Origin of the sequence: Shewanella sp. SM69 (assembly GCF_025653985.1) — a bacterium.
GTDB classification, from domain to species: domain Bacteria; phylum Pseudomonadota; class Gammaproteobacteria; order Enterobacterales; family Shewanellaceae; genus Shewanella; species Shewanella oncorhynchi.
In genome coordinates this window covers 91616-118511 of the sequence record NZ_JAKKRV010000007.1, presented here as the reverse complement: position 1 = coordinate 118511, position 26896 = coordinate 91616, and the positions used below count along the sequence as shown (strand labels likewise).

The window sequence follows — 26896 nt, the reverse complement described above, 5'->3', positions numbered from 1 at the left end:
CATGTTAGAGCATTACGAAGACGCATTAGAACAGTGGATCGCCAGCGTTGTTAGCCATGGTGATGACGATGCTTTGTTTGCCTGTGGCTACTTACAGGGCCATGTGGCCGTAGTGTTATCCCAATTGGAAGCACAGGGTGAAACGGATCTTGATGCTTTAATGCTAAAAATGACCGACTGTCTAGCACTCGCGCGCCAAGAATTAAATGATGCCGATTATGCCTTGGTTGAACAGGCATGGGCACAGCTGCATGCATGGATTGTAGGCGAATTTGATGTTGCCTAGCGTTATGCCTATGACTGACAACGAGCAAGTGACTAATACTGCAGTGACTAATACCGAAGAAACGAGTACAGAAATGCCAAGTGCTGAATTAGCCAGTGAGCAAACGCTCGATGCCAGCGCGGTATTTATCGGCTTAGTGAATCCTAAAACGCCCGTTAACGTCGGTGGCATTATGCGCGCATCGGGTTGTTATGGCGTCGATGGCGTATTTTATACCGGCAGGCGCTACGAGTTAGCCGCGCGCTCGGGTGCGGCGCAATATCATGTCGATACTAAAGATGCTGGCGATCGCATTCCGCTCACTGGCGTCACTTCATTACTCGCCTCTATTCCGGCTGACACTCAGCTTATTTGTGTCGATTTGGTGGTGGGCGCAACGCCGCTGCCGGATTTTGTCCATCCCGCGAAGGCCTTTTATGTGTTTGGTCCTGAAGATGGCACTATTGGCCAAGAGATTATCGATAAAGCCGATGCCGTAGTGTATGTGCCTACGGTAGGGTGTATGAATCTTGCTGCGTCGGTCAATGTGTTGTTATACGACAGATTGGCGAAATCTCACCGTGAGGCTGCAAGCCTGACATCGAGCCTAGTACCTAGTCTTAGCGGCGATGCGCTGATCCGCCAGAGTCGCGATAACAACAATCGTACTCGGGTAAAAGTGCCCAGAGCGCCGCGAAAACCTCGATATGCTGAAGCTAGCAGTCTTGAGTCTAGCAGCAGTGATAACACGATAGTCATCACTGCTGCTTAAGTGGTTTACAGAAAACATTTAAAAAAGGGATTAAGCCATGGCTTAATCCCTTTTTTATAGTGCTCAAAAACGTTATTTTTCTAGCGATTGATTGCCTAGAGCGCTTTACCCTTGAGCAATTTTCGCAGCCACATACGATTAGGGTTGAGTTTACACAGAGTCGCTTTATCGAGCGGTATTGGTTCGCCGCAAAGCTGCGCCGCGAGACATTCGGCGGCCAGTGGCCCAGAACTTAACCCCCGTGAGCCTAACCCGCCAAGAATATACAGCCCTTGATGCACGGGTGCTGGCGTGGTTTGCCAGTAGCGGCGACTTTCTTTCGTGAGCTGATGTTGCGCATAATCTTTAATAATTTTTGGCACATCGGGCGCGCAGCCCATCATAGGGAAATGATCCCGCGTGACCATACGCACGCCAACACGGGCATTGTTGCCACTCATGTCGATATCTTCAAGCCAAGACTGATTAGGATAACTCTCGTGCATTTTGGCGAGGTTTTCTTGCTGCTCCAGCGGGCAAAAATCTAAATGCTTAGGTTCTTTAACGTAACTCGCGCCAAGACAGTGGAGTCCTTGGTGACTCGGGGTTAAATAACCGTTGGCGCACAGCACAGTCGCGAGTTGACTCAATTGAAACTGAGCGGGCACATGGCTGACTTGGCCGCGAAAAGGGCTAATTTGTAATTTGTTGCTGGCATCAAATTGCGTTAGTTCTGCGCCATTGGCGAGCACTAGTTGTGCAAAGGGGCCAAAGCTATGCTTAGCGGTGGTTAAATACCAACCTTCACTTTGATGCTCAATTTCAAGGATCTCAGTCTCCAAATGGAGTTTGACCTCAGTAAGCTGTTGCGCTTTTTGTAGTGCGGCTTCGGCATATTCGTACGGACAAACCCAGCCAGCCAGCGGATAGAAAAAGCCTGATTTGTCAATATTAATGTTCGCAAGAGAATTGGCCTGCTGCGCATCGACTCGATAGGCAATTTCACTTGGCCAGTTCTGGCTTTGAATAATTTTATCGAGTCGTAATTGGCTGCGTTTATCGTGGGCAGTTTGCAATACCCCGCAAAAATCATGGGAAATCGGCGTTTGATTTGGGGCAGGGACAGAAGTCAGCGCCTGTACTCTACGTCGACTAAATAAAAATGCCTGCTGGAAGAAGCGGCTTAATTCATCATTTTCCGGTGTCAGCAGCGGATAAATCGCCCCTTGGCGATTGCCCGAGGCGCCTTGGCCGAGCTTGGCATCTTTACAAAAGAGCTGCGTACTTTGGCCGCGTTCCGCCAAAGACAGTGCCAAATGCGCCGAGGCTAACCCGCCGCCTATGATGGCAATCGAGCTGGGCGCATTCGAGGGTAAGATTGCAGCCATAGGATTAAAGGCATAGGCTTTAGCATCTTGCTGGCGTAAGACGTGGCGCTCGTGTAACAAAATGGCATCAGGCTGATGGTTTGTTTGTATTGCAGCGCAGGTAAAATCCCTCACCTCAAAGCCACAGGCTTGGAAACGGCTCACAGGTGTTTCGCTTAATCCGCTTGATTCGTTTAATCCAATAGTTGTCACAGTGGCGCCATCGTCACTGAGTTTTGCCATCTGCCAATGGATCTGCTGATTTAACCCATTTTGTAGATGGGGCAATACCAGCCAGTGCTGAACGGGGTGAAGCGGAGAATGGATGAGTGAACAGAGCTGGGATTGAATATCACCAAAGTGCAGGTCGATTGTGGTACGACCGTCATCAAAAATTAATCTCTGACAACCTATAATAGCCGTCGGCTCTGTATGAAGTAAGCGTTGGGCAAGTGGCTCAAGTTCAGGCACTTTGGTTAAACTGGCGGATTGATCCCAAAGTAATTTAAGTTCGTACGCATTAATCGGATTGGGTTCGAATACGTTAAGGAGTAATCGTTGGTTAGGATTCGTCTGAGTGCGCCACCAAGATAAGAGTTCAAGCCCGTTGCCTAAACCAATTTGCCCTAATACTAAGAGTTTTTGCTGTGAATGAGCCTCAAATACCCGCTGCTGATAAATGCTCAACTTGCTGAGATAGTGTGCATCAGTGTGAGCTGTTGCGGGATAAAGGTTGATTAATTGCGGGTAATCGCGCTTAATTTGGCAAGGTTTATTGGGCTCTGCAGTCAAAGAAATTTACTCTCGGTCTCATAATTGGCATTATTTTACTCGCCTTTATGGAAAGCTGACCACTTAATTGAGTCAAAACAGATACTATTGGCTCAGCGAAAAGTAGGTACTGACATGTACACAATGGATAGCAATAAAATGAAAAGAGTCGTGATCACCGGAATGGGTGTTGTTTCAAGTATCGGTAATAACAAGCAAGAAGTGACCGAGTCACTGAAAGCGGGCCGCAGTGGTATTACGCATTCAGCTCAGTTTGAAGAGATGCAATTACGTAGCCATGTATGGGGTGACATCAAGTTAAACCCTGCTGAGCATATCGATCGTAAGGCATTGCGTTTTATGGGTGATGCGGCAGCTTATGCCTACATTGCTATGCAAGAAGCGGTTGCCGATGCCAATTTAACTGAAGAGCAGTATTCAGATCCGCGCGTAGGTTTGATTGTGGGTACAGGCGGCGCATCATCGTCTAACCAAGTACAATCTGCCGATACACTGCGAGAAAAAGGCGTTAAACGCGTAGGTCCGTATATTGTGCCTCGCATCATGTCGAGCACGGCCAGCGCTTGTTTAGCCACGCCATTTAAAATTAAAGGCATGAATTATTCTATCAGTTCAGCCTGTGCTACCAGCGCCCATTGTATTGGTCATGCCGTTGAACTTATCCAAATGGGTAAGCAAGACATGGTGTTTGCCGGTGGTGCTGAAGAAGTGGATTGGACACTGACCATGGGCTTCGACGCTATGGGCGCACTGTCAACCAAGTACAATGCCACACCCGAAAAAGCCTCTCGTACCTATGATGCAGACCGTGATGGTTTTGTTATCTCTGGCGGCGGCGGTATTTTAGTGGTTGAAGAGTTAGAGCATGCTCTGGCTCGCGGCGCAAAAATTTACGCTGAAGTGATTGGTTATGGCGCGTCTTCAGACGGTTATGACATGGTGGCGCCATCGGGTGAAGGCGCTGTGCGTTGTATGCAAATGGCGATGATGGATGTCGATACCCCAATCGATTACATCAATACTCACGGCACTTCAACGCCAGTAGGCGACGTGCGTGAATTAGAAGCGCTACGTGAAGTTTTCAAAGACAAGTGCCCACCGATTGCATCGACTAAGTCTATGACAGGTCATGCATTAGGCGCCGCAGGCGTACATGAAGCGATTTACAGCTTAATCATGATGGAAAACAGCTTTATTGCCCCAAGCATCAATATCGAAAATCTGGACGAAGCGGCGAAAGATATGCCTATCGTGCGTGAGTATCGTGATGCTGAGCTGACTACAGTCATGAGTAACAGCTTTGGTTTTGGCGGTACAAACGCCACGCTAGTGATGCGCAAATTCAAATAAGTTTGTTTATCAAACACGATAGAAGGGAAGCTTAGGCTTCCCTTTTTTATGGGCGTTTTTTGTAAACCTGTTGCATCGACAAGGATTTATCCCATTAGTCTTGTTAGAATACCGAGCATCTTGATGCCTTCCATTCCCACTTTTTTAGATCAGGTGCCCATGAAGATTTTAGTCGATGAAAATATGCCCTTTGTTGAACCGTTATTTGGCGATCTCGGGGAAATTATTCCTGTTAATGGCCGCACGTTAACCGCAGCGCAAGTGCGCGGTGCCGATGTGTTATTAGTGCGCTCAGTCACCAAAGTGAATGCCGAGTTGCTCTCGGGCAATCATCAACTGAAGTTTGTCGGCAGTGCCACTATAGGCACAGATCATGTGGATTTAGCCTACCTTGCCGAGCGTAATATCCCCTTCTCTAATGCACCAGGTTGCAATGCGACTGCGGTTGGGGAGTTTGCTTTTATCGCTATGCTGGAGTTAGCACAGCGGTTTGATTCGCCGCTTAAGGGTAAGGTCGTCGGCATAGTGGGCGCGGGCAATACCGGTACTGCAACAGCTAAATGCTTGCAAGCCTACGGTATTAACGTGTTGCTTAACGATCCCATTAAAGCTGCAGAGGGCGATCCACGCAGTTTTGTGAGTTTAGAGACCATCATGGCGCAGGCCGATATCATCAGTTTACATGTGCCCATCACGCGAACGGGCGAGCATAAAACCAAACATTTATTCGATGAGGCGCGCTTAAAGGCGCTCAAACCCAATACTTGGTTAGTGAATTGCTGTCGTGGTGATGTGATAGATAATAAAGCACTTGTCAGAGTTAAACGCCAGCGTGATGATCTTAAATTAGTGCTCGATGTGTGGGAAGGCGAGCCAACACCGATGCCTGAACTGGTGCCACTGGCTGAATTTGCCACCCCGCATATTGCAGGTTACAGCTTAGAAGGTAAGGCGCGCGGCACTTTTATGCTCTATCAAAAGCTGTGTCAGTTACTTAATATTACTGCCGATAAAAGTCTGCTGGATCTCTTGCCAAGCTTTAACATTAAGGCGGTCGAACTTGCGACTGCGCCGAATGAAAAAGCGTTATTACAGCTCGCGCGTTTTGTCTATGATTTGCGCGATGATGACAAGATGTTCAGAAATACATTCTTAAATGAGAATGGCTTCGACACTATGAGAAAAAATCACCAACATAGACGCGAATTTAGTGCATTGGCGCTGGCTTATGACGGTCAATCTGAGGTAGATTGGTTGTCCAATTTAGGTTTTTCAGGAGTCGGTCAGTAGCTATGTCACAGGAATTTAATGTTGTCGTTTTAGGTGCATCGGGCGCAGTGGGTCAAACTATGATAGAGATCCTCGAAGAGCGTAATTTCCCGGTTGCCAATTTGTACCTTTTAGCCAGTAGCCGCAGCGCCGGTGAAACGGTCAGCTTTCATGGCAAACAAATTACCATTCTCGACGTAGAAACCTTCGATTGGACCCAAGCTCAAATTGGTTTCTTCTCTGCAGGTGGTGATGTTTCCGCCAAATGGGCACCGATTGCCGCTGAAGCAGGCTGTGTTGTGATTGATAACACCTCTCACTTTAGATACGACATCGATATTCCTTTGGTTGTACCTGAAGTGAATCCGCATGCTATCGCTGATTTCCGCAATCGCAATATCATTGCTAACCCAAATTGCTCAACGATTCAAATGCTGGTGGCACTTAAGCCTATTTATGATGCCTATGGTATCAGCCGCATTAATGTGGCAACGTACCAGTCAGTATCGGGCACAGGTAAAAAAGCCATTGAAGAATTAGCGCATCAGTGCACTAAATTACTGCAAGGTTTACCTGCTGATGCTGAAGTCTATCCAAAACAAATTGCTTTTAACGTATTGCCACAAATCGATAAATTTATGGATAACGGCTATACCAAAGAAGAAATGAAAATGGTCTGGGAAACCCAGAAGATTTTCGGTGACGATGAGATTTTAGTGAATGCGACTGCCGTACGTGTCCCTGTATTTTATGGTCACTCAGAAGCCATTAATATCGAAACTCGTCAGCCTGTTGATGCCGAAGACGTTAAAGCTTTACTGCGTAATGCCGAAGGAGTGGTATTGTTTGAATCCGATGAGGATTATCCAACAGCAGTGACCGATGCCGCAGGAACCGATCCGGTTTATGTGGGTCGCATTCGTAAGGATATTTCTCATTCTCACGGGATTAACTTGTGGGTTGTGTCAGACAATATTCGTAAAGGCGCAGCCTTGAACAGTGTGCAAATTGCCGAGATCTTAGTGAGAGATTATTACTAAGCATTAGATTGCATTTGATGCCCATTGAAAAGCCTGCTGTCAGCAGGCTTTTTTTGTTTTACAATTGTGAACAGTAGCAGGGCGGGGATTTCTGGTTTATAGTAATCTCAATAAATACAATTGCCTAAAGCCTGTTATCAGTGAGATAACTTTATAGCGCTTCAAAGGGAAGGATTGATGAAATTTCGCACTTCGTATCTTGTGGGTCTAATGGCCACTGTTTTAGCTGTTTCTTCTACCGCTTATTTTATTGATCCCGCCGTTGCTGCAGATACACCAAGATTAAAACCCTTAAAAATCATGGGGCCAGACGGACAGATCCGTCAAGTTAACCATCAATATGGTCCAACGACATCGAAAGACACTTTTTGGAGCATAGCGCAAAAAGTCCGTCCTGATGCCAGTGTTAGCGTCTATCAGGTGATGGCCGCCTTATACGATGCTAACCCTCATGCGTTTAACTCTGCCAGTTATAACAGTTTAGAACGCGGTATGATCCTGCTCATTCCGTCTAAAGAAGTCATGCTGTCGATCCCCAATCGTATGGCGATAGCCAGAGCAGAGCAAAGTGATAGACAATCTAGGGCTCCGGCGAAAGCAACATCTAAACCGCCAGCTAAGGTGACGACAGCTAAAGCGCCAGTCACGGCTCCTGCGGTGATTGTTGAAACGAAAGTGACACCACCTAAAGCGGTTGCTGAAACACCTGTTCCAGAAAAGCCCAAGATGCTGAGTTCAGATGTGACGGCGCGGTTAGAAGCGGCAGAAAGCAAAAATCTGTCATTAACCGATGAATTAGCCCGCACTCAAGATCAACTGTCAGTGCGCACTTCAGATGTTGAAGCGCTAAAAGTTAAAGTTGAAGAATTAAATCAACGGATTGCTGTGCTGGAAGAAACACTTCAAGCCAGTAAACTACAAAACCAAGCCTTGAAAGCTGAGGTTGAAGCTGCGCAAGTGCCAGAGACGACAGCTGTTGAAGTAGAGGCAGAGGCACCTATTGAGCCCGATGACTTGTGGCGCAATATCCTTAATAGTCCTGTGTTATTGATTGCCGCGGCAGTGATCCCTGCCTTGTTCTTACTGCTTGCTGTGTTCTGGTTCCTGCGCCGTAAACGCAATAAAGAACGTCGTGAAATGCAGACACAAGAAGCGGTTATGGCCGCCGGTGCCGCTGGGATTGCAGGTACCGCCATCATGGATATGGATGATGACGATTTAGACGATATGGCGGTACATTTAGATTCTGACCATGCGGACTCCATCGATAGTCTTCTTGATATGGGCAGTGTCGATTTACAACCTGAGCAAGATTTGACTGACTCCCACGATCAGATGGATATGGCTTCTGAAATGTTTGTCGATCCGGGAATCTCTGCCGAACCTGAAGCCGAGGATGAAGGACAGTCCCTCGATGATCTGTGGGCCGAAGCCATGGGCGATCAGGAAGAGGATATTGTTGAGGAGAAACCTAAATCTGGCAATATTATTGAGGAAGCCGATCTTGATGCACTATTAGCGGGCCTAGGTTCTGAAGACAGCACCGAAGCCGAAGAGGATTTAAGTGAATTAGAGCGTAACTTTGCGAGCGATTTAGCTCAAGAAGATGACAGTAATGATGTTACTTCTAAGTTGAATGATGTTGAAGTCGCAGACACTAAACCTGCCGATGAAGCCATCGCGGATGACGATGATCTTGATGCATTACTTGCCGAGTTTAGTGTTCCTGCAAAAGATACTGAGACTGCACAAGCGCCTGCCCCAGACGTTGTTGCATCTGATGATGAAGATCTCAGTGCTGCCATCGCGGCAGAACTCGGTGATGAGCTAGATGATGAACTTAGCGGAGAAGACGTTGATGATATTGATGCCTTATTAGCTGATTTCGATAAACCAACGCCAGCCGCTAAACCTGAAGTCGAGCCTGATCTTGGCGCTGAAATTGCTGCTGAACTAGATGCGGAGCTTAATGAACTGGGCGTAGAAGACACCGATGACATCGATGCCCTGTTAGCCGATTTCGATAAACCTGCAGAACCTGAAGTTGAACCTGATCTCGGCGCTGAAATTGCCGCAGAGCTAGACGCTGAGCTTGATGAGCTAGGTGTGGAAGATACCGATGATATTGATGCTCTGTTAGCCGATTTCGATAAACCAGCAGAACCTGAAGTTGAACCCGACCTCGGCGCTGAAATTGCTGCAGAGCTAGACGCTGAGCTTGATGAGCTGGGTGTGGAAGATACCGACGATATTGATGCTCTGTTAGCGGATTTTGATAAACCGACGCCAGCGGCTGAACCTGAAGTCGAGCCCGATATTCGTGCTGAAATTGCCGCTGAGTTAGACGATGAGCTTAATGAATTAGGCGTAGAAGAATCCGATGATATTGATTCGCTACTGGCGAGTTTTGATGCTGAGCCTGAACTCAAAGTCGATGCAGAAGATGATGATATCAGTGCAGAAATCGCCGCAGAATTAGAAGCTTCGTTACCGGAAGACATAAAAGGTGAAGCGTCAGGTGATGATGATTTAGATGCACTCTTAGCTGAGTTTGATGTGCCGGAGCAATTGGATGCCGATGAAGATGAATTCGACTTTGATATGGAAACGGCGCAGCTCGATTCAGAAGACAATTCAGTTGACGAAGATAATTTACTTAAAGGCATAGGTGCGGCTCACTCTATCGACGGCACCGATGATACTTTTACATTAGTCGAGGAATTGAGTGACGATAACGACGCTGATGTATTAGCGACGGCCTCAGTCACTTTGGCCGCGGCTGCAGCCGCGGCCAGTGTTAAAGAAAAAGAATCTTCTTTCTTTAATGATTTAAAAGCCAATAAGAGCAAAGATCCCCATGTGCTCGATTGGGACTCAGAGCTAGATTTTGCGCCTAAGGCTAAGCCTGCGGCAACGCAAGCAGATGTAACGGCTAATGATGTTGAGCCTAACAAAGATGCCACAGCGCTCGATTATGCTTCTCAAGAGAAGCCCATTAAGGCTACGCGTAACGATATTGATTTTAGTGAAGATTTTAAACTTGATATCAAAGAAGACGCGGATGATTTGGACCTTGAGCAAGGGCTAGACTTAAGTGACGATAACGTGCTCGCCGCTTTTACAGCCAATACAGATTATGACGATGAAGATGTGTTGACGTCGGAAGACAGTTTCTCACTCGTCGATGATCATAATCTTACCGTCGATGAAGCTTTGGCTGCACTCGATGCTCAGGAGTCGCGAAAAGCGCAGAAAAAGTTTGTTCCCGACCATGATTTAACCAGTTTTCAAAATGAAAACGGTTTTATCGACATCGACAAGTTGCTGAATGATGCCGATGAAGAGGGCGCAGATACCGATTTGTATTCGGAAGTTGACGTTGAGATGAGTGATGTCGGTGCCTTAATCGGTGATGCCGCGATGATCGACGTTGATGATGAAGAAAACTCAGTCAACGCTAAGCTGGATTTAGCGCGTGCTTATATCGAAATTGACGACAGCGACAGTGCGAAAGCCCTGCTCAAAGAAGTGCAAATTGACGGTAACGAGCGCCAGCAGGATGAAGCTGGACGTTTGCTCAAAGAGATTAGTTAATCCCGGTTGAGAGTGTTTCAATCTAACGGCGCCTTCAGCGCCGTTTTTTTTATGGGCTGCTGTGATAAAATGCGCCGCTAAATCAATTGTGAGGATAAGTGGATGCGGATTGCATTAGGTATTGAATATGACGGTAATGGTTATTTTGGCTGGCAACGTCAGGCCGAAGTCGATTCAGTACAAGGGCAATTAGAACGGGCGTTATCGATAGTGGCTAATGAGCCTATCGGCGTCTTCTGCGCTGGCCGTACCGATGCGGGCGTGCATGCCACAGGCCAAGTAGTTCATTTTGAAACCAATGCCATTCGTAATGAAGGTGCATGGACCTTAGGGGTGAATGCTAATTTGCCCGACAATATTGCCGTACGTTGGGTCAAAGAAGTCGACGACAGTTTCCATGCGCGCTTTTCGGCCACCGCCAGACGCTACCGCTATGTGATTTATAATCACACTTTTCGGCTTGGGATTTTACGCCATGGTGTAAGCCATTATCACGGCAATATCGATGCTGACAAAATGCACCAAGCGGCACAGGCACTCTTGGGTGAGCAGGATTTTACCAGCTTTCGCGCTGTCCAGTGTCAGTCGAAAACACCGTTTCGTAATGTGCATTGCGTTAATGTCACGCGCCAAGGTATGTATGTGATTGTTGATATCGCTGCGAATGCTTTCTTGCATCACATGGTGCGCAATATTGTCGGTTCATTGTTAGAAATCGGTCTAGGTAATCAGCCACTGACTTGGATGGGCGATTTGCTCGCGTTAAAAGACAGAAACCAAGCCGCAGCAACGGCTAAACCCCATGGACTCTATTTAGTTGATGTGACTTATCCAGAACAATATCAATTACCTAAGCTCGCCCTTGGGCCATTATTCATGTTGGATTGAAAAGATCTTATTTGAGAGATAATCGAATACAAGGATATACGGACATGCTTACAGTACCAGCGTCAAATGCAGCATTGGAACAGTGGTTGGATTATTTGCTATCTATACATCCAATCGAAATCGATATGGGGTTAACCCGTGTCTCTAAGGTCGCGCAAACCCTTGGTCTTTTGGATTTAGGTCAAACCAAGATAGTGACAGTGGCGGGGACGAACGGCAAAGGCACCACCTGCGCCATGCTCGAAAATATTCTGCGCTTATCGGGTTTGACGGTGGGCGTATACAGTTCGCCACACATGCTGAAGTACAACGAGCGAGTGCGTATCAATGGTAGCGATGTCAGTGATAGCGATTTTGTTACGGCATTTGAGCAAATTGAAGCCGCGCGCGGCGATATTTCTCTGACCTTTTTTGAATACGCTACGCTTGCAGGCTTGATACTCTTTAAAGCCGCTCAGCTTGACGTGGTTATCTTAGAAGTCGGTTTAGGTGGACGATTAGATGCCACCAATATTATCGATGCCGACATTAGCGTACTGACGTCGGTCGATTTAGACCATGAAAGTTATCTCGGTAATACCCGTGAGCTTGTGGGCCGTGAAAAGGCGGGCATTTTCCGCCGTGGTAAACCTGCCATTGTGGGTGAACCCAACTTGCCACACACTGTCAATGATGTCGCCAATGAGGTTGGCGCCATCTTGTATCGCGTCGGTAACGAATTCAGTTATCAAGCCCATGGCAATCTGTGGGATTTTCAAGGTCAAGTGCTCAAACTGCACGATTTAGCGTTACCAACTTTGCCATTACCTAATGCGGCGACTGTATTGGCAGTGATTGAACAGGGCTGGCCGGATATCACGCCTTCAATTATTGCTGAGGGTATTAGCACGGCTCGGTTAACGGGTCGATTAGAGCGGGTGAGTGAGAAGCCGTTAGTGTTACTCGATGTTGCCCATAATCCCCATGCGGCGCGTTTTTTGGTACAACAGTTAGCGCCAATCGTTGTGGGTAAGCGCGTGTTCGCCCTTTGCGGCATGTTGAAGGATAAAGATATTGCAGGTGTGTTGCCTGTGATCAATCCACTGATCGACACTTGGTATTTGGTCAGTCTGCATGGTGAGCGTGGCGCGAGTTCGGCCATGCTACGCAAAACATTAGCCACTGAGGCTGTTGCATTTGAGTTTGAGGACATATCTGAGGCTTGGTCTGCATTAAAAGCGCAAATTAACCCAGATGATGTGGTAATTGTGTTTGGCTCCTTTTACACTGTGGCAGGTTTTAAGTCTCAATTTATGCAGGAAGTCAGTTTTGTCTAGCCAGTTTCATAATCGTTTAGTCGGCACTGTGGTGCTGGTTGCGCTTGGGGTAATTTTTTTGCCGGATATTTTGGATGGCAAAAAAGATCGCCAAGAAGAGCAGTTTTCCGAAATTCCTTTGCGCCCGACCGTGATTGAGCAGCAAAAAGCCGACGATGATATGTTTGAAGTCTTGTCGGCCGAGGATGCTGCTGCGCTGAATGGGACTGAGGTCGCCTTAGCCGAAATGCCAGTTAATGCTGACAATGAAAAGTCTGCCGTTGCGCCAGTAATCGAAGTCGCAAAGCAAGATGTTAAGAAAGACGTTAAGCCTGATGTTAAAAAAGCAGAACCTAAGCCTGAAACGAAACCTGAAGCTAAAAAAGAGCCGCCTAAAGCCACTGTAAAAACTGAGCCGGCTAAAAAAGCGGACGCTAAAGCGACTACTGTGGCTAAGGCTGAAAAGCCTAAAGCAGAAACGCCCAAAGCCAGTGCAGCCAAAGAGGATGCCGTTAAAGTGGTCAGCCGTGACAGCTTGAAAAGTGGCTTTACTTTGCAGCTTGGCAGTTTTAACAACGCAACGAATGTTAAAGCCTTGGTTGCACAGCTGCGTAAGAGTGGTTTTAAAGCGTACACTATTCCTGAAAACCCTAAAGATGGCGTATTAACTAAAGTGTTTGTCGGACCCGATGTGTCTGAGGCAAAGCTGAAGAAAGTACAAGTTGAGGTGGAAAACCTTACACGTCTCAAGGGCTGGATTGTTCCTTTTAATCCCTTAGAATCTTAATGGTGATACAACACTCGAGACTGAAAATGATTTATTTACCTCACTAGGGGTGAGAATCGTTTCAGTCTCTGGTAGAATCGCGCCGTCTTAAAGCCCATGTCGGAAAGCCATCTCAATGGTTTGGATTGATTACGCTATCATATTCGTCATCGGATTATCGACTCTCATCAGTCTGATCCGTGGATTTGCCAAAGAAGCCATGTCCTTAGTGGTATGGTTTGCGGCTTTCTTTGTTGCCAGCCAATTTTACCAAGATTTTGCCGTTCACTTAACACAAATGAACGATGAGATGCTGCGTAATGGCGTTTCTATTGCCATCCTCTTTATTACCACTTTGGTACTCGGTGCCTTAGTTAACTATATTCTCGGACAACTTGTTGTCAAAACCGGATTATCTGGCACTGACAGGCTTTTGGGCTTGTGCTTCGGTGCTATTCGAGGCGCGCTTATTGTGAGCGCCTTGTTGTTTTTCATGGATGCTTTTACAGGCTCTCCCAACTCCCAATGGTGGAAAGATTCTGTGCTAGTACCCGAATTTGGCGTTGTTATTCAATGGTTTTTTGACTATTTGGAAAATACCTCCAGCTTTGTACCCAAACTATAAGAAAGAAAATAAAATAATCCTAAGTGATAGAACATCTTACAATGAGGAAGCTTACCCATGTGTGGTATCGTCGGAATAGTTGGCCAATCATCGGTTAATCAGACCATTTATGATGCACTGACAGTGTTGCAGCACAGAGGTCAGGATGCGGCAGGTATTGTGACCATTGATCGTGGTGCTTTCAGACTACGTAAAGCCAATGGTTTGGTTAAAGACGTTTTTGAAGTCAAACATATGCAACGCCTACAAGGTAATGCTGGTATTGGCCATGTGCGTTATCCAACTGCGGGCAGTTCAAGCGCATCTGAAGCGCAGCCTTTCTATGTTAACTCGCCATTTGGGATCTCATTAGCCCATAACGGTAACTTAACCAATACAGTCGAATTAGCCGAAGGGCTGATCAAAAAACGTCGCCACGTGAACACCACTTCGGATTCTGAAGTCTTGTTAAACCTGTTGGCCGACGAACTGCAAAAAACCACGAGTTTGACTCTGACGTCGGAAGAAGTGTTCGATGCGGTCGCTAACGTACACCAACAAGCTCGTGGTGCCTACGCGGTTGTGGCTATGATTATTGGTCAAGGCTTAGTCGCGTTCCGTGACCCATTTGGTATTCGTCCTTTGGTATTAGGTAAGCACGAAACTGCCACTGGCACTGAATACATGGTCGCTTCTGAAAGTGTGGCACTCGATGCAGTTGGCTTTGAAGTGATGCGTGATGTTGCACCGGGTGAAGCGATTTATGTTTCAATTGACGGTCAGCTGTATACCCGTCAATGTGCCGCCGAGCCTAGCTATGCACCTTGTATCTTCGAATTCGTCTATTTTGCCCGCCCAGATTCGACGATCGACAAAGTGTCTGTATATGCAAGTCGCGTCAACATGGGCGCTAAGCTTGGCGAGAAGATTAAGAAAGAATGGTACGATCACGATATCGACGTGGTTATTCCTATTCCTGAAACCTCTTGCGATATCGCGCTGGAAATTGCCCGTTGCATGGACTTACCGTACCGCCAAGGTTTTGTGAAAAACCGTTATATTGGCCGTACCTTCATCATGCCTGGTCAACAGGAGCGTAAGAAGTCAGTGCGTCGTAAGTTGAATGCGATTAACACTGAGTTCAAAGGCAAAAATGTCCTGTTGGTGGACGACTCTATCGTTCGCGGTACGACCTCAGAGCAAATCATCGAAATGGCCCGTGAAGCAGGTGCCAAGAAAGTGTACTTTGCCTCTGCCGCACCGGAAATTCGTTTCCCGAACGTGTATGGTATTGACATGCCAACGTCAAACGAGCTTATTGCCCACGGTCGTGATGCCGATGAAATCGCCAAGTTAATTGGTGCTGATGGCATTATTTTCCAAGACTTGCCAGATTTAATTGAAGCGGTAAGAATGGAGAATCCTGCGATTAAACGTTTCGAAACGTCCGTATTTGATGGTCACTACATCACGAACGACGTTGACCAAGCGTATTTAGATCACTTGACGCAACTGCGAAATGACGATGCTAAAGCCGATCGAAATAAAGATATCGGCACTAACTTAGAGCTGCATAACGTCTGTCACCCATAAGGATTGTGGGTAATTTAGTATCGTAAAGTTTGTGTCCTTTTTGTTCTAAACGATACAAAAAAGCCAGTGAGAAATCACTGGCTTTTTAATGGCTTATATTTGCTTAACGGAGCATAGTGGTAACGTCTACGTATTTATACGTTGCACTGTTTCAGTCATTACATTTTCTTCAGCGTGTTTGCGTTCAACCCAGTAATCCGCATTTTTAATCCCCAGTTTTACCGGGTCAAAAAGTGGCTCTATGCCGAGTGCTTGCTGTGATTCATAATCTTTAAGGCAAGTGAATGCGGTTTTCCTTAATAGAATAATGGCAATAATATTGAGCCATGCCATAAGTCCGACACCAATGTCACCCATTCCCCAAGCCATATCAGCCGTTTTAACTGTGCCGTATACGGTTGAGCCAATGATCACGACTTTGAGAACGACCATGAACCAAGGATGATTTACTTTACGGTTAATATAGGCAATGTTGGTCTCAGCAATGTAGTAATAAGCCACTATGGTCGTAAAGGCGAAGAAGAACAGTGCGATAGCCACAAAGATATTGCCAAATCCTGGCATCATACTTTCCATTGCCGTTTGTACGTAGCCTGGTCCTGCAGCGACTCCGGCAATGCCGGTATAAAGCGCCGCACCGTCAGGGCCCTGAACATTATACAGTCCTGTAATAAGCAGCATGAAACCAGTTGCAGAGCAAACGAATAAGGTGTCGATATACACAGAAAAAGCTTGAACTAACCCTTGTTTGGCTGGATGGCTTACCGCCGCTGCAGATGAGGCGTGTGGCGCTGTACCTTGACCCGCTTCGTTGGAGTAAATCCCCCGCTTTACCCCCCACATGATGGCTAAGCCTAAAATGGCACCAAAACCCGCATCAAAGCCAAAGGCACTTTTGATAATTAACCATAAAATACCCGGTAGCTGGCCAATATTTAGCGCTATGATGACACAAGCCACTATGATGTAACCCAGTGCCATAAAGGGGACGACGGCACTGGCAAAGTGAGCGATACGTTTTACACCGCCAAAAATGATAAAGCCAAGAAGCATAGCCAGTATGGCTGCAGTCACATTAGGATCTATGTTGAAAGCGGTTTTTAAACTTGAACCAATCGAGTTAGCTTGTACGCCCGGCAGCAGGATCCCGCAAGCAAATATGGTCGCAATTGCAAATACCCATGCATACCATTTCATGCCTAAGCCTTTTTCAATATAAAAAGCAGGCCCACCACGATACTCGCCATTGATTTTTTCTTTATAGACTTGACCTAAGGTCGATTCAACGAAGGCGGAGCTGGCACCGAGAAAGGCAACCATCCACATCCAAAATAAAGCGCCAGGACCACCAAAGGTGATTGCTGTGGCAACCCCTGCAATATTACCTGTACCGACTCGGCCCGCTAATGTCATCGCGAGTGCTTGAAAAGACGACACTCCCGCATCAGTACTCTTACCATCAAACATCAGGCGGATCATTTCTGGCAGATGGCGCAGCTGCAAAAATCGAGTGCGAAGGGAGAAATAGAGCCCGACACCTAGGCAAAGAAAAATAAGTGCAGGGCTCCAAATTACACTATTGATCGCGTTGACAATCTCATTCATAGACTCCGATTCCTTTATTGTGTTGTTTTAGCAGAGTTTTTAGTTTTACGGTTATTCAACAGATGTTGAGTTAGGACATTCACTTTTGATTAAGACATTTTTTGTAAATATCCAAGATACTCAACATAACTATTTTTTAGGGAGCTTCATAGTTAAAGTGTTAAATATTTGAAACCAATGTGTTTTGAAATTGAGTTTTAGCATGGGTAAATAGAGCGGAGGGGCGAGTTAACTCGAAATACGGTAGTGATTTATTATGAATGTCAGTTATCCCATTACCCAAAGTAGCATCCACACGCCGAATAAGCTGCTTAAGCTATGGCGCGTGATTTGATGGCTGAGTAATAGAGATAAACTCACAGCAATAGGAATGACGAGAATGAATCCCCATGCTAACGGCATATCGATGATTTTCATTTGTCCCAGCCAGGTACTGGTGAGCATGCTTATTGCGAGTAACATTAAGCTATGGAATATCAATAACTGATTGAATCTTAATATTAATGCTGGTGTTATTGTCATAGCCTGTCGCGCATTTATTGCAAACTGTCTCATAGTCACTCCTTAGTTATTTAGTGTATCTTATGCCTTGTTGAGAATCATTCGCAATTGAATTTACACTTAAGCTTTTACATTTAAGCTCGGTTTACTACAGAAATTTGCACTCAACTGGCGTTTGGGCTAAATTATACTGTAATTATATCCAGTACTTGGTGTTTGTATGATTCTCTATATCGCAGAAAAACCTAGCCTAGGGCGGGCCATTGCCGATGTATTGCCTAAACCCCATAAAAAAGGCGATGGATTTATCGAAGCCGCCAATGGCGATTGTGTGTCTTGGTGCGTTGGTCACTTGCTCGAGCAAGCAGAACCTGATGCCTATAATCCCGAATTTAAGTCTTGGAAATTCGAGCATTTGCCAATAGTGCCAGACAAGTGGCAACTAAAACCTAAGGCTGCGACCCGCAGCCAACTCACAGTGCTAAAACGATTAGTCAAACAAGCCAACACGCTGGTTAACGCGGGCGATCCCGACCGCGAAGGGCAGTTACTCGTGGATGAAGTGATTGCCTATCTTGGCGTGACGGGGGACAAGCTACATCAAACCCAGCGTTTACTGATCAGTGACTTAAACCCACAAGCTGTAAAACGGGCTCTAACGCAGCTACGCAGTAATCGCGAGTTTATTCCTTTATCCACATCGGCCTTAGCCCGCAGTCGTGCCGATTGGCTCTATGGCATGAATATGACGCGTGCGTACACCATCCAAGGTAAAAAGGTCGGTTATCAAGGCGTGTTATCCGTCGGCCGAGTACAAACGCCATTGCTTGGGCTAGTGGTGCGCCGTGATGAAGAGATTGCCCACTTTCAATCTAAGCCTTTTTATGAAGTACTGGCGCATTTGGCGACCGAGAAGCAAGAAACCTTCAGCGCCAAGTGGCAACCTAGCGAAGCTTGTCAGCCTTATATGGATGAAGAAGGACGAGTGTTAGTGAGAGGGTTAGCGCAAAATGTGGTGAGTCGCATCAGTGATAAACCCGCCTTAGTCACTCAATTAGTGGCTAAGGACAAGAAACAGAATCCACCATTGCCCTACAGCTTATCCGCGTTGCAAATTGATGCGGCGAAACGGTTTGGCATGAGTGCTAAGGATGTGCTCGATACCTGCCAGAGTTTGTATGAACGCCATAAACTCATTACTTACCCACGCTCCGACAGTCGTTATTTACCCGTTGAGCAACATAACCTTGCGCCTTCGGTACTTAAGGCGATAAGTGACGGTGCTGCTGAGTTATTGCAAGGTGCTGATGCACCCGATCCCCGTCTTAAATCTAAAGCATGGGATGATAAAAAAGTGGACGCCCATCACGCAATCGTCCCCACAGAGAAGACGGCTAACTTATCTAGCTTGAGTCAGCGTGAGAGGCAGTTATATCTTCATGTTGCTCGCCAGTACTTAGCCCAGTTTTATCCGGCTTATTGTTACAGTGAAACCACAGTGCAAGTGACAATCGAGGGTGGCTTATTTAATACCAAGGCGCGTCAGGATAAATCCCTCGGCTGGAAGCAACTCTTTGCCCGCCAAGAGCCAAATGGCAGTAAGGCGAGTGGCAACAAGTCGACGGAAGAAAGCGCAGGTAAGGACGATGAGGAGAATGACGAGTTTATTGGCCAATTACCGCCTTTGAAATTGGGACAGGCTTTGCATTGTACTCGTGGCGAATTGTTGGAGAAAAATACTCAACCACCAAAGGCCTTTACCGATGCCACTTTACTCGGAGCTATGACGGGTATTAGCCGTTATGTGACCGATCCTGAGATCCGTAAAATTCTTAAAGAAACCGACGGATTAGGTACAGAGGCTACCCGTGCAGGTATTATCGAATTGTTGTTCAAACGCGGTTTTTTACAACGCTTAGGTAAATCTATTGTCTCGACAGACGTGGGGAAAGGATTGATTAACAGCTTGCCCGCGAGTGCGACTACGCCGGATATGACAGCGCTTTGGGAAGCGAGCCTGAACGGCATTTGCCATAAAGAAACCTCTTATCAAGCCTTTATGCAGCCACTGCTCGGCACCTTATCCACGCTTATCCAGAATGCAGGCGCACAACTGCCAACCGCGCTTAATGGTTTACAAGGCCAAGGTTATCGTAAAACGGCAAGTAATAAATCCGGTTATCGTAAGTCGCCTTACCGCAAAGCCTCGAGCTCGGCAAAACGGGCAGGCACTGCAAGTACAGCTAAAAGCAGTGTGAAGAAGTCAGTGGCTAGTGCTGGCGCAAGGAGTCGAACACGCAAAGTGGCTACAGAGGCTTAATAGTCACGAGTGCGTTGTGATTCTGTTGTAGGGGATATTCGACCTTAAGCTATAACGCTTTCACAGCACTGAATTTGGGCAAAAAAAGAGTAAACCAAAACGGTTTACTCATACGGAAATAGGTCGTTAAAGCTTGCCAAAATCACTCAACTGATGAGGAGCAGGCATATAATCTCAGCATTAACTTAATTAGCCCTTAAAGCTCATATTTATCTTAGGGTGTCGCCTCGGTTTAAGCTGATGAGCTTATCTAGTATGCGTTCTCCATCCATGCGGATGCCGTTGTGCTCATATTCTGATGTTAACCAATACTTTAGCCTGCCAACTTGTTTTGTGGTTTCTAAACTGTATAGCATCTCTACAAACATATCTTCACTGTAAATGGCCGCTGCAACAGGGACTCGGTTTTGTGCCAGTTGCTCTAGATTGTAAAGTGTTGGCCAATCTGATTTATGGGCAAGGATTTCTGCCGCGGCTTTAAGCGGCACTAAGTGACTAAATTGGTCAAACATCCATGGGTATATCATCTCACCTGTGAATAAAAACGGTTTACCTTGTTGATAGTTAAAGGCGGGGAATTGCTGTCTAACCCTGTGTGCCGACCATTGTGAAGCTGAGTGTTGGCAGTAAATGGCCTCATGCAACAGGGCAAAAATTGGGTTAGTGTTGTAATCGAGCATTTGACCGAAATGATTTAAAAATAACGGATTAACGACTGTCCCTGAAGCCGTGTTGATCAAGGCTTGCTCAAGTAAATAATAAACCGATTCAGGCCCTTGCTCCATTCCGATATTAATACCCAGCAACTGCAGCATTTCAACCGTGAGGCGTTCACCCGTTGCCAAATACACTTCATTTTCAAGTAAATGTTTTGCTAACCGAGTGACGAGATGTTGAGCATCGTGGAAGCGTTGGAAAAATTGTTTATTCTTCGCCAGTACGCGTTGATAAGTCGCAAGATAGACGTCGTCGCTGCTACGGGTTAATGATGGTATGCCACCCGTGATATAGGCTTCACTGACGCCTTGAGGGGCGGCGCTTAAATAATGTAACACGCAAAATCCCCCAAAACTTTGGCCGAGAATCGCCCACTTATCGGCGGGACAAAGCTGGGCACGAATCGTTTCGGCATCACGAATGATATTGTCAGCCCTGAAATGGCTTAGGTAATCCGCTTGAGCTGCGGGATCTAAGTGTTGCAAGCTTTGGTAATTAATCGGTGTTGATAAGCCTGTACCACGTTGATCGAGTAATAACACTCGATATTCTTTTAATGCGCGGCGGATCCAGCCGCTGTTGCTGGCGGGACGCATGGCCGCAAATCCTGGGCCGCCTTGAAAAAATACGATATAAGGTAGTTTTTTATCTTTGTTTTCTGGGCTACAGAGTTCTCTGGCAAACACTTGGATTTGCTCTGCAATTGGATTTTGATAGTTGAGGGGCAAGGTAAAAGTGTGTTTCTTCGCCAGCACTCCGGCGAGAATAATATCGGGTTTCATCAAACAACCTTAATGGCAGAGGATCATGTTATTGTGATTGGCAGATTGTATACCCAAATAAGCTGAAGATGCAGCAACCTAGGCTACCTGAAACGCGTATCTTCAGCTAACTTGGGTATAGACAAAATAGTTTATGTCGTAAGCTAGGATTATTTGATTAGCTTTTGGTGAAGATCAATTTTTTGGATACAAATTTGAGCCATGATGAGTTTCTTAGCGTAATCTATCGCTTATGGATAACACGAGATTGAAGCTATGAAGTATCAGATTATTCCAGTGACACCTTTTCAGCAAAATTGCAGCTTGATCTGGTGTGAAAAAACTAAGCGTGCGGCAGTCGTGGATCCCGGTGGGAATATTGATAGGATCCAAAACGAAGTGGCGAAACTTGGACTCGTCCTCGAAAAAATCCTCCTTACCCATGGGCATATCGATCATGTCGGTGGTGCAAAAAACCTAGCGAAAGCCGCCAATGTGCCGATTATTGGCCCGCATATTGCTGATAAATTCTGGATTGATAACTTACCTAAGCAAAGCCAAAATTTTGGTTTTCCCCATTGCGATGCCTTTGAACCGGATCAATATCTGCAGGATAGCGATATTGTTAAAGTGGGCGAGCAAAGTTTATCTGTGCTGCATTGCCCTGGGCATACGCCGGGACACATTGCACTTTTCTCTGCCCAATCTAAGTTGGCGTGGGTGGGGGATATTTTGTTTCGAAGTTCTATCGGCCGCACCGATTTCCCCCAATCAAATCATCAGGATTTAATTCACTCGATCACCGAAAAACTGTGGCCCTTAGGCGCCGAGGTTGAATTCATTCCTGGGCATGGTCCTATGTCGACTTTTGGCGAAGAGCGCGAGCATAACCCCTTTGTCGCGGACCAACTTTTACTGTAATTGAGACGCCATTCAGCATTGCTTGATTTGTGAGCGATAATCACTCGCAAATCAAATGATTATTTCAGCTAATAAACCAACCTTTTTTATGTTTTCTGTTTTTCCTTCTAGACTTAAAGCAGTTCTTCCGTCTACTGGGGTAAGTATGAAAACAAAAACAATGATGAGCGTGGTCTTTTCGACCATAGTCGCGAGTGCCGTGATTTCTGCGGTATTGAGCTTCAATGTTAAGTCTAAAATCGATCTCTTTAATGATGCGGCTAGCGTCCGATATCAGTCCTATCAAGTCGCCGATGAGTTAAGACAAAGTTCCGATGACCTAACGCGTCTCGCTCGAACTTACGCTGTTACGGGTGATGAAAAATACGAAAAAATGTATATGGATATTTTGGCTATCCGTAATGGTGAGAAGTCTAGACCTGAAAAATATCACCAGATTTACTGGGATTTGGTGCTGAGCTATGGCGATAAGCCAAAACCCGACGGTGCTAGCATTGCGATAAACACGCAAATGAAGTCCCTCGGTTTTTCTGATGAAGAATTCCGTTACCTTGAACAAGCCCAGCAAAACTCAGATGCGTTAGTCGCCCTCGAAGTGAAAGCCATGAATGCCGTTAAAGGTATTTTTATGGACCCCAACACCCAAACTTACACGATCAAAGGTGAGCCTAACTTAACCATGGCGAGGGAGTTATTACATAGCGACCAATACCACAGAGAAAAAGCTAAGATCATGCAGCCGATTGATGAGTTTTTTACAGCATTGGATAAACGTACCGATGGTGATGTGAATAACCGACTCGACTCCCTGCATGCTGCATTAAACTGGTCCCAACTGGTGTTATTTATCGTGATTTTAGCCGCCGTTGGCGGATTTATTATCGTTAAAAGCAGGATTGTGACTCCCTTAGTGCAGACCTGTGTTGAATTGCTCGATATTCAGCGTTCTAAAAATCTTGCGCGGCGGATCTCTGTTACGACTCAGGGGGAAATTGGCGAAATCGTTAATCAAATCAACTTGTTTATCTCTTCCCTTGCCAGTTCATTATCGACGACGGATGGCATTGCAAAAGAGGTGGCTGATTTAGCTAAGCAAACTAAAGCATCAATTCAAATTTCGCGTGAAAGCTCAAATCGAGTGGCGAGAGAACTGGATGCCAGCGCCAGTGCGATGGAAGAAATGACCACGACCTTAGTACATGTGAGTGAGAGCACCTCGAATGCTGAAAGCCGCGCCGCCGAAAATGAAACGCATGTCACTGTAGGTAAACAGACGGTATCTGAAGCGTTGAAAGCCATGTCGGTATTAGAAACTGAGTTTAGGAATACCCAAGACTCTATGTCGCATCTAGTGAACGAAAGTACCCAAGTCAGCAATGTGTTGAGTGTGATTAAGGCGATTGCTGAGCAGACGAATTTGCTGGCACTGAATGCCGCGATTGAAGCCGCACGGGCCGGTGAGCAAGGACGAGGCTTCGCTGTGGTAGCTGATGAGGTTCGATCATTAGCCCAACGCACTCAAGATTCCACCAAGGAAATCGATGATATTGTCGCAAGCCTTCAAAGCCGTACGAATCAAGTGGGTACATCTGTGACTCAAGCGGCGACGCTAATGCAAAAGGCGGGGGTAGAACTGCAACGTATCGTGGCAGTATTTGAGGATATTCGCCATAGTACGGAAGCGATTCATGGGATCAATACTCAGGTTGCCGCTTCAACCGAAGAACAATCCTTGGTTTCTAAAGAAATCGCTTCGAGCATGATGGTGATCCGCGATAATTCCCGTGAAGTATCACAGATTATCGAACAGATTGAATCGACATCCATTAGTCTAGACAACCAATCCCAGATACTGCGCACTAAGGCGGGGGAATACCAGTTTTAGATAAATGTGATTGATTTGCGAACAAACGCCACTCAGACATGGACGTCAATTCTTCCTCTTTAGCTTCCCCTGAACATATTTTATGCTTCAACACTTTTTGAAATCTATTACTCCTTTCAATACGCACACGCCTTTGCTAACTTGGTTGTCCATATGTTTAATGCGAGCGTTTCACGAAGCAGTTTTATTTGCTGATAAAACTTGCGTCAAGCTTTGATGACAAATAGACGTCGATAGCTGCGTTATTAACGGTTGATCGTTTCAATAGCGATAAGCGCATTAAATTTTTTAAATCTCCCTAACCCAATGGAGTCCTTGCGGATGGATCACCAAATCGAAGATTTACTAGAGCATTGGCTACCACTGGCGGATGACGCTTGGGTGCTTGCGGTGATCACCCAAATTCAAGGTTCGGCCTATCGCAAACCCGGCGCTATGATGTTGTTCCATGAGTTTGGTCAAGGCGTGGGTATGTTAAGTGGCGGCTGTTTAGAAGCCGATTTACGTCGCCATGCTCAAAATGCCATGCAGACTAAGCAAGTCATGTGCGTCACCTATGATGCAAGCGATGAGTCCGATGCCAGCTATCGACTCGGTTGTGGTGGCATAGTAGATATCATGTTGATCCCTCTGCTAAAAGAAAATCATGATCTTGGCTTAGTTGAGCTAGTGCAGGCATTTCGCCACGGTCGGTCGGGTTTTTACCAATTGCCTTTAGTCAAAGCGGGGACGGATGCACGCCAGTATCACGCTGCGTTTTATTCTGAGGAGTTGACGCCGTTCCCCGCTAGCGATTTTGTTCGCACGGGCGTCTTCACCCAAGACGCGGGAGAATCATTGATTATTCCCTTGAGACCAAGATTCCATCTTGGGATCTTTGGCGGTGGTATCGATGCTAAGCCCGTTGCCGCCATGGCCCACACTTTAGGTTGGCAAGTGACTGTTTTCGATGGTCGTACCGCCTATGCCAGAGCGGCGGATTTCCCCCATGCCCATATAGTGAAACTGACCGCGGGGGAATTAACCGCGAATCATATCGCTCAATTGGATTGCGCCGTGGTGATGAACCATAACTTGGGCTTAGATGCTGCGGCATTAAAGGTTATTCAAGCGCATCCGCTAGCCTATATTGCCTTGCTTGGTCCTGCCCATCGACGGGATAAAGTGCTTGGAATGGCAGGGCTCAGTACTGAATCTTTTTCTGGGGTATTTTCTGCTCCCGCAGGGCTTGCCCTTGGCGGCGAGTTACCGAGTGCCGTGGCGTTAAGTATTTTGGCCCAGTGCCACGGCGTGCTCCATGGTGCGACCTTAAAACATCTCGATGAGATAATGCGTTGATGACGTTGCCGCCAGTACAAAAGCCTTCTGTACTAATGTCTTCAGCACCAAAGTCGGCAGCGCTAACGTTGACAGAGCAAACGCCACTTTCATCCAAGCGACTGCTGATTGTGGTACTTGCGGCGGGTGAGAGTAAGCGCTTTGATGGGGTAAAGTTAGCGCAACTTCTACCATCACATAGTGCTACGGAAATTCGCGAACAAACCATCATTTGCACTCATGTTGAGCGTTTACAACAGCTTAGTTGCCAAGATTTAGGTTTGGATCGCAAAGACTCTCATTCGCTCCAGCATACGCCTTTGTTAATCATACTCGGTGCTCACCAGCACATATTGCAGCCATTATTAGTCGAGCTTCACTCCCGCCAACCCTTTGATATTTTAGTTAATCCACAGTGGCAAACAGGCTTAGCATCCTCAGTGAGTTTGGCGGCAAGTTATGCCAAGGAACAGGGCTTTGATGCCATGTTGTTGACATTGGCAGACCAAGTGGCCTTGAGTGCAGACGATTATCGACAACTGATTTTGACATGGGATGAAACCGGTAAAGACGTTGCCGCCCATTATTTGGATGATTTAGGCGTACCTGCTATTTTTAATGCCTCTACATTACCGCAGTTCACTCACTTGAGTGGTGATCGCGGGGCGAAATCGATTCTAAAACAACAAGCACAGCGGGGAGCGTTAGTCGCTATAACACTACCCCGCGCCGCAATTGATATTGATACCCAAGCCGATCTTGCGTCGTGGTTGGCACTTAAGGAGTGAGTTATGGCAGAAGTATTATCAACCACTGCAGTTATCAAGGAAGCCAGTACCGCCGCTTCCACCCAAACACTTTTCATCAACGGTAAATCATTTACCTTAGATGCCGATCCTAAGATGCCAATCCTGTGGGCGTTACGGGATATTTTAGGGCTCACGGGCACTAAATATGGTTGTGGTGCAGGGTTATGCGGTGCTTGCACTGTGCATTTAGACGGCCATCCCGTACGCGCCTGTTTAACCAGTTTGGGGCAGGCACAAGGAAAACGTCTGACAACAATTGAAGGGCTGGATAATCAAAAGCTTAAAAATGCATGGGCCGAACATAACGTGCCCCAGTGCGGCTATTGCCAAGCGGGACAATTGATGTCGGCTGCGGCGTTAGTGGCGCAGCATCCGAAACCTTCTGAAGCACAAATCAACTCGGCCATGTCGGGGAATATCTGCCGCTGCGGCACATATCCGCGGATCAAAGCCGCACTGCAAAACTATGCCAAACAGGAGGGCTAA

At 46.5% G+C, this 26896-nt stretch carries 21 protein-coding genes; 17 read left to right on the top strand and 4 right to left on the bottom strand.

What is annotated here, in order from left to right:
* The first annotated feature begins 1 nt into the window (after position 1).
* A complete protein-coding gene (locus L5M37_RS11515) occupies positions 2-286 on the top strand; it encodes a YfcL family protein (RefSeq protein WP_263200556.1) in 285 nt (94 codons plus the stop codon).
* Positions 276-1037: an RNA methyltransferase gene (locus L5M37_RS11510; protein WP_263200554.1), complete on the top strand. Its 762-nt coding sequence runs from the start codon at positions 276-278 to the stop codon at positions 1035-1037. The genes L5M37_RS11515 and L5M37_RS11510 overlap by 11 nt, the downstream gene beginning before the upstream one ends.
* A gap of 95 nt (positions 1038-1132) precedes the next feature.
* Here the strand turns inward: L5M37_RS11510 and mnmC are convergent, their stop codons facing one another.
* Positions 1133-3175 carry an FAD-dependent 5-carboxymethylaminomethyl-2-thiouridine(34) oxidoreductase MnmC gene (gene mnmC / locus L5M37_RS11505; protein WP_263200552.1) on the bottom strand — a complete coding sequence of 681 codons (2043 nt, stop codon included), beginning with the start codon at positions 3173-3175 and terminating at the stop codon, positions 1133-1135.
* A gap of 138 nt (positions 3176-3313) precedes the next feature.
* Here mnmC and fabB point away from each other — a divergent pair, with 138 nt between their 5' ends.
* From fabB to purF, 9 genes are all read left to right on the top strand, one after another.
* The gene (fabB, locus tag L5M37_RS11500; protein WP_168824238.1) at positions 3314-4525 is read left to right on the top strand and encodes a beta-ketoacyl-ACP synthase I; all 1212 of its coding nucleotides are present in this window, start codon (positions 3314-3316) and stop codon (positions 4523-4525) included.
* A gap of 159 nt (positions 4526-4684) precedes the next feature.
* Positions 4685-5815, top strand: a complete 1131-nt coding sequence (locus tag L5M37_RS11495; protein WP_173496391.1) for a 4-phosphoerythronate dehydrogenase — start codon at positions 4685-4687, stop codon at positions 5813-5815.
* A gap of 2 nt (positions 5816-5817) precedes the next feature.
* Positions 5818-6834 carry an aspartate-semialdehyde dehydrogenase gene (locus tag L5M37_RS11490; RefSeq protein WP_263200550.1) on the top strand — a complete coding sequence of 339 codons (1017 nt, stop codon included), beginning with the start codon at positions 5818-5820 and terminating at the stop codon, positions 6832-6834.
* Positions 6835-7011: 177 nt separating this feature from the next.
* Positions 7012-10428 carry a FimV/HubP family polar landmark protein gene (locus tag L5M37_RS11485; RefSeq protein WP_263200548.1) on the top strand — a complete coding sequence of 1139 codons (3417 nt, stop codon included), beginning with the start codon at positions 7012-7014 and terminating at the stop codon, positions 10426-10428.
* 102 nt (positions 10429-10530) lie between these two features.
* Positions 10531-11316, top strand: coding sequence for a tRNA pseudouridine(38-40) synthase TruA (gene truA / locus L5M37_RS11480; protein ID WP_263200546.1), 786 nt, complete (start codon positions 10531-10533; stop codon positions 11314-11316).
* Positions 11317-11360: 44 nt separating this feature from the next.
* Entirely contained in the window at positions 11361-12632 is a 1272-nt protein-coding gene (folC, locus tag L5M37_RS11475) for a bifunctional tetrahydrofolate synthase/dihydrofolate synthase (RefSeq protein WP_263200544.1), read from the top strand.
* Positions 12625-13398, top strand: a complete 774-nt coding sequence (locus L5M37_RS11470; RefSeq protein WP_028761031.1) for an SPOR domain-containing protein — start codon at positions 12625-12627, stop codon at positions 13396-13398. The genes folC and L5M37_RS11470 overlap by 8 nt, the downstream gene beginning before the upstream one ends.
* A gap of 115 nt (positions 13399-13513) precedes the next feature.
* Entirely contained in the window at positions 13514-14002 is a 489-nt protein-coding gene (locus tag L5M37_RS11465) for a CvpA family protein (protein WP_263200543.1), read from the top strand.
* Between the two features lie 57 nt (positions 14003-14059).
* Entirely contained in the window at positions 14060-15574 is a 1515-nt protein-coding gene (gene purF / locus L5M37_RS11460; protein WP_028761029.1) for an amidophosphoribosyltransferase, read from the top strand.
* Between the two features lie 126 nt (positions 15575-15700).
* Here the strand turns inward: purF and L5M37_RS11455 are convergent, their stop codons facing one another.
* Positions 15701-17179 (bottom strand): alanine/glycine:cation symporter family protein, encoded by a 1479-nt coding sequence (locus L5M37_RS11455; RefSeq protein WP_263200541.1) that lies wholly within the window; start codon positions 17177-17179, stop codon positions 15701-15703.
* A 267-nt stretch (positions 17180-17446) separates the two neighbouring features.
* Positions 17447-17734, bottom strand: coding sequence for a hypothetical protein (locus L5M37_RS11450; protein WP_028761027.1), 288 nt, complete (start codon positions 17732-17734; stop codon positions 17447-17449).
* A 166-nt stretch (positions 17735-17900) separates the two neighbouring features.
* Here L5M37_RS11450 and L5M37_RS11445 point away from each other — a divergent pair, with 166 nt between their 5' ends.
* On the top strand, positions 17901-20000 hold the full coding sequence (locus L5M37_RS11445; protein ID WP_263200539.1) for a DNA topoisomerase III: 2100 nt from the start codon (positions 17901-17903) through the stop codon (positions 19998-20000).
* Between the two features lie 209 nt (positions 20001-20209).
* Here the strand turns inward: L5M37_RS11445 and L5M37_RS11440 are convergent, their stop codons facing one another.
* Positions 20210-21499, bottom strand: coding sequence for an alpha/beta hydrolase (locus L5M37_RS11440; RefSeq protein WP_263200538.1), 1290 nt, complete (start codon positions 21497-21499; stop codon positions 20210-20212).
* 255 nt (positions 21500-21754) lie between these two features.
* Between L5M37_RS11440 and L5M37_RS11435 the strand changes: the two genes are divergently transcribed.
* The 5 genes from L5M37_RS11435 to L5M37_RS11415 all read left to right on the top strand — a co-directional run bounded on the left by L5M37_RS11435 (position 21755) and on the right by L5M37_RS11415 (position 26896).
* Positions 21755-22399, top strand: coding sequence for an MBL fold metallo-hydrolase (locus L5M37_RS11435; protein ID WP_263200537.1), 645 nt, complete (start codon positions 21755-21757; stop codon positions 22397-22399).
* 145 nt (positions 22400-22544) lie between these two features.
* Positions 22545-24284 (top strand): methyl-accepting chemotaxis protein, encoded by a 1740-nt coding sequence (locus tag L5M37_RS11430; protein ID WP_028761018.1) that lies wholly within the window; start codon positions 22545-22547, stop codon positions 24282-24284.
* A 321-nt stretch (positions 24285-24605) separates the two neighbouring features.
* Positions 24606-25622 (top strand): XdhC family protein, encoded by a 1017-nt coding sequence (locus tag L5M37_RS11425; RefSeq protein WP_028761017.1) that lies wholly within the window; start codon positions 24606-24608, stop codon positions 25620-25622.
* Positions 25622-26389, top strand: a complete 768-nt coding sequence (locus tag L5M37_RS11420) for a nucleotidyltransferase family protein (protein WP_411569067.1) — start codon at positions 25622-25624, stop codon at positions 26387-26389. Before L5M37_RS11425 ends, L5M37_RS11420 begins: the two co-directional genes overlap by 1 nt.
* 3 nt (positions 26390-26392) lie before the next feature.
* On the top strand, positions 26393-26896 hold the full coding sequence (locus L5M37_RS11415; RefSeq protein WP_113940726.1) for a (2Fe-2S)-binding protein: 504 nt from the start codon (positions 26393-26395) through the stop codon (positions 26894-26896).

Excerpts from the sequence above, each read along its gene's own strand:
- L5M37_RS11430 (WP_028761018.1), top strand. The coding sequence starts at position 22,545 with ATGAAAACAAAAACAATGATGAGCGTGGTCTTTTCGACCATAGTCGCG.
- L5M37_RS11440 (WP_263200538.1), bottom strand. The coding sequence starts at position 21,499 with ATGAAACCCGATATTATTCTCGCCGGAGTGCTGGCGAAGAAACACACT.
- purF (WP_028761029.1), top strand. The coding sequence starts at position 14,060 with ATGTGTGGTATCGTCGGAATAGTTGGCCAATCATCGGTTAATCAGACC.
- L5M37_RS11445 (WP_263200539.1), top strand. The coding sequence starts at position 17,901 with ATGATTCTCTATATCGCAGAAAAACCTAGCCTAGGGCGGGCCATTGCC.
- L5M37_RS11465 (WP_263200543.1), top strand. The coding sequence starts at position 13,514 with ATGGTTTGGATTGATTACGCTATCATATTCGTCATCGGATTATCGACT.
- L5M37_RS11515 (WP_263200556.1), top strand. The coding sequence starts at position 2 with ATGTTAGAGCATTACGAAGACGCATTAGAACAGTGGATCGCCAGCGTT.
- L5M37_RS11455 (WP_263200541.1), bottom strand. The coding sequence starts at position 17,179 with ATGAATGAGATTGTCAACGCGATCAATAGTGTAATTTGGAGCCCTGCA.
- L5M37_RS11490 (WP_263200550.1), top strand. The coding sequence starts at position 5,818 with ATGTCACAGGAATTTAATGTTGTCGTTTTAGGTGCATCGGGCGCAGTG.
- L5M37_RS11510 (WP_263200554.1), top strand. The coding sequence starts at position 276 with ATGTTGCCTAGCGTTATGCCTATGACTGACAACGAGCAAGTGACTAAT.
- L5M37_RS11425 (WP_028761017.1), top strand. The coding sequence starts at position 24,606 with ATGGATCACCAAATCGAAGATTTACTAGAGCATTGGCTACCACTGGCG.
- L5M37_RS11450 (WP_028761027.1), bottom strand. The coding sequence starts at position 17,734 with ATGAGACAGTTTGCAATAAATGCGCGACAGGCTATGACAATAACACCA.
- L5M37_RS11420 (WP_411569067.1), top strand. The coding sequence starts at position 25,622 with ATGACGTTGCCGCCAGTACAAAAGCCTTCTGTACTAATGTCTTCAGCA.
- truA (WP_263200546.1), top strand. The coding sequence starts at position 10,531 with ATGCGGATTGCATTAGGTATTGAATATGACGGTAATGGTTATTTTGGC.
- L5M37_RS11485 (WP_263200548.1), top strand. The coding sequence starts at position 7,012 with ATGAAATTTCGCACTTCGTATCTTGTGGGTCTAATGGCCACTGTTTTA.
- fabB (WP_168824238.1), top strand. The coding sequence starts at position 3,314 with ATGAAAAGAGTCGTGATCACCGGAATGGGTGTTGTTTCAAGTATCGGT.
- L5M37_RS11415 (WP_113940726.1), top strand. The coding sequence starts at position 26,393 with ATGGCAGAAGTATTATCAACCACTGCAGTTATCAAGGAAGCCAGTACC.
- folC (WP_263200544.1), top strand. The coding sequence starts at position 11,361 with ATGCTTACAGTACCAGCGTCAAATGCAGCATTGGAACAGTGGTTGGAT.
- L5M37_RS11435 (WP_263200537.1), top strand. The coding sequence starts at position 21,755 with ATGAAGTATCAGATTATTCCAGTGACACCTTTTCAGCAAAATTGCAGC.
- L5M37_RS11495 (WP_173496391.1), top strand. The coding sequence starts at position 4,685 with ATGAAGATTTTAGTCGATGAAAATATGCCCTTTGTTGAACCGTTATTT.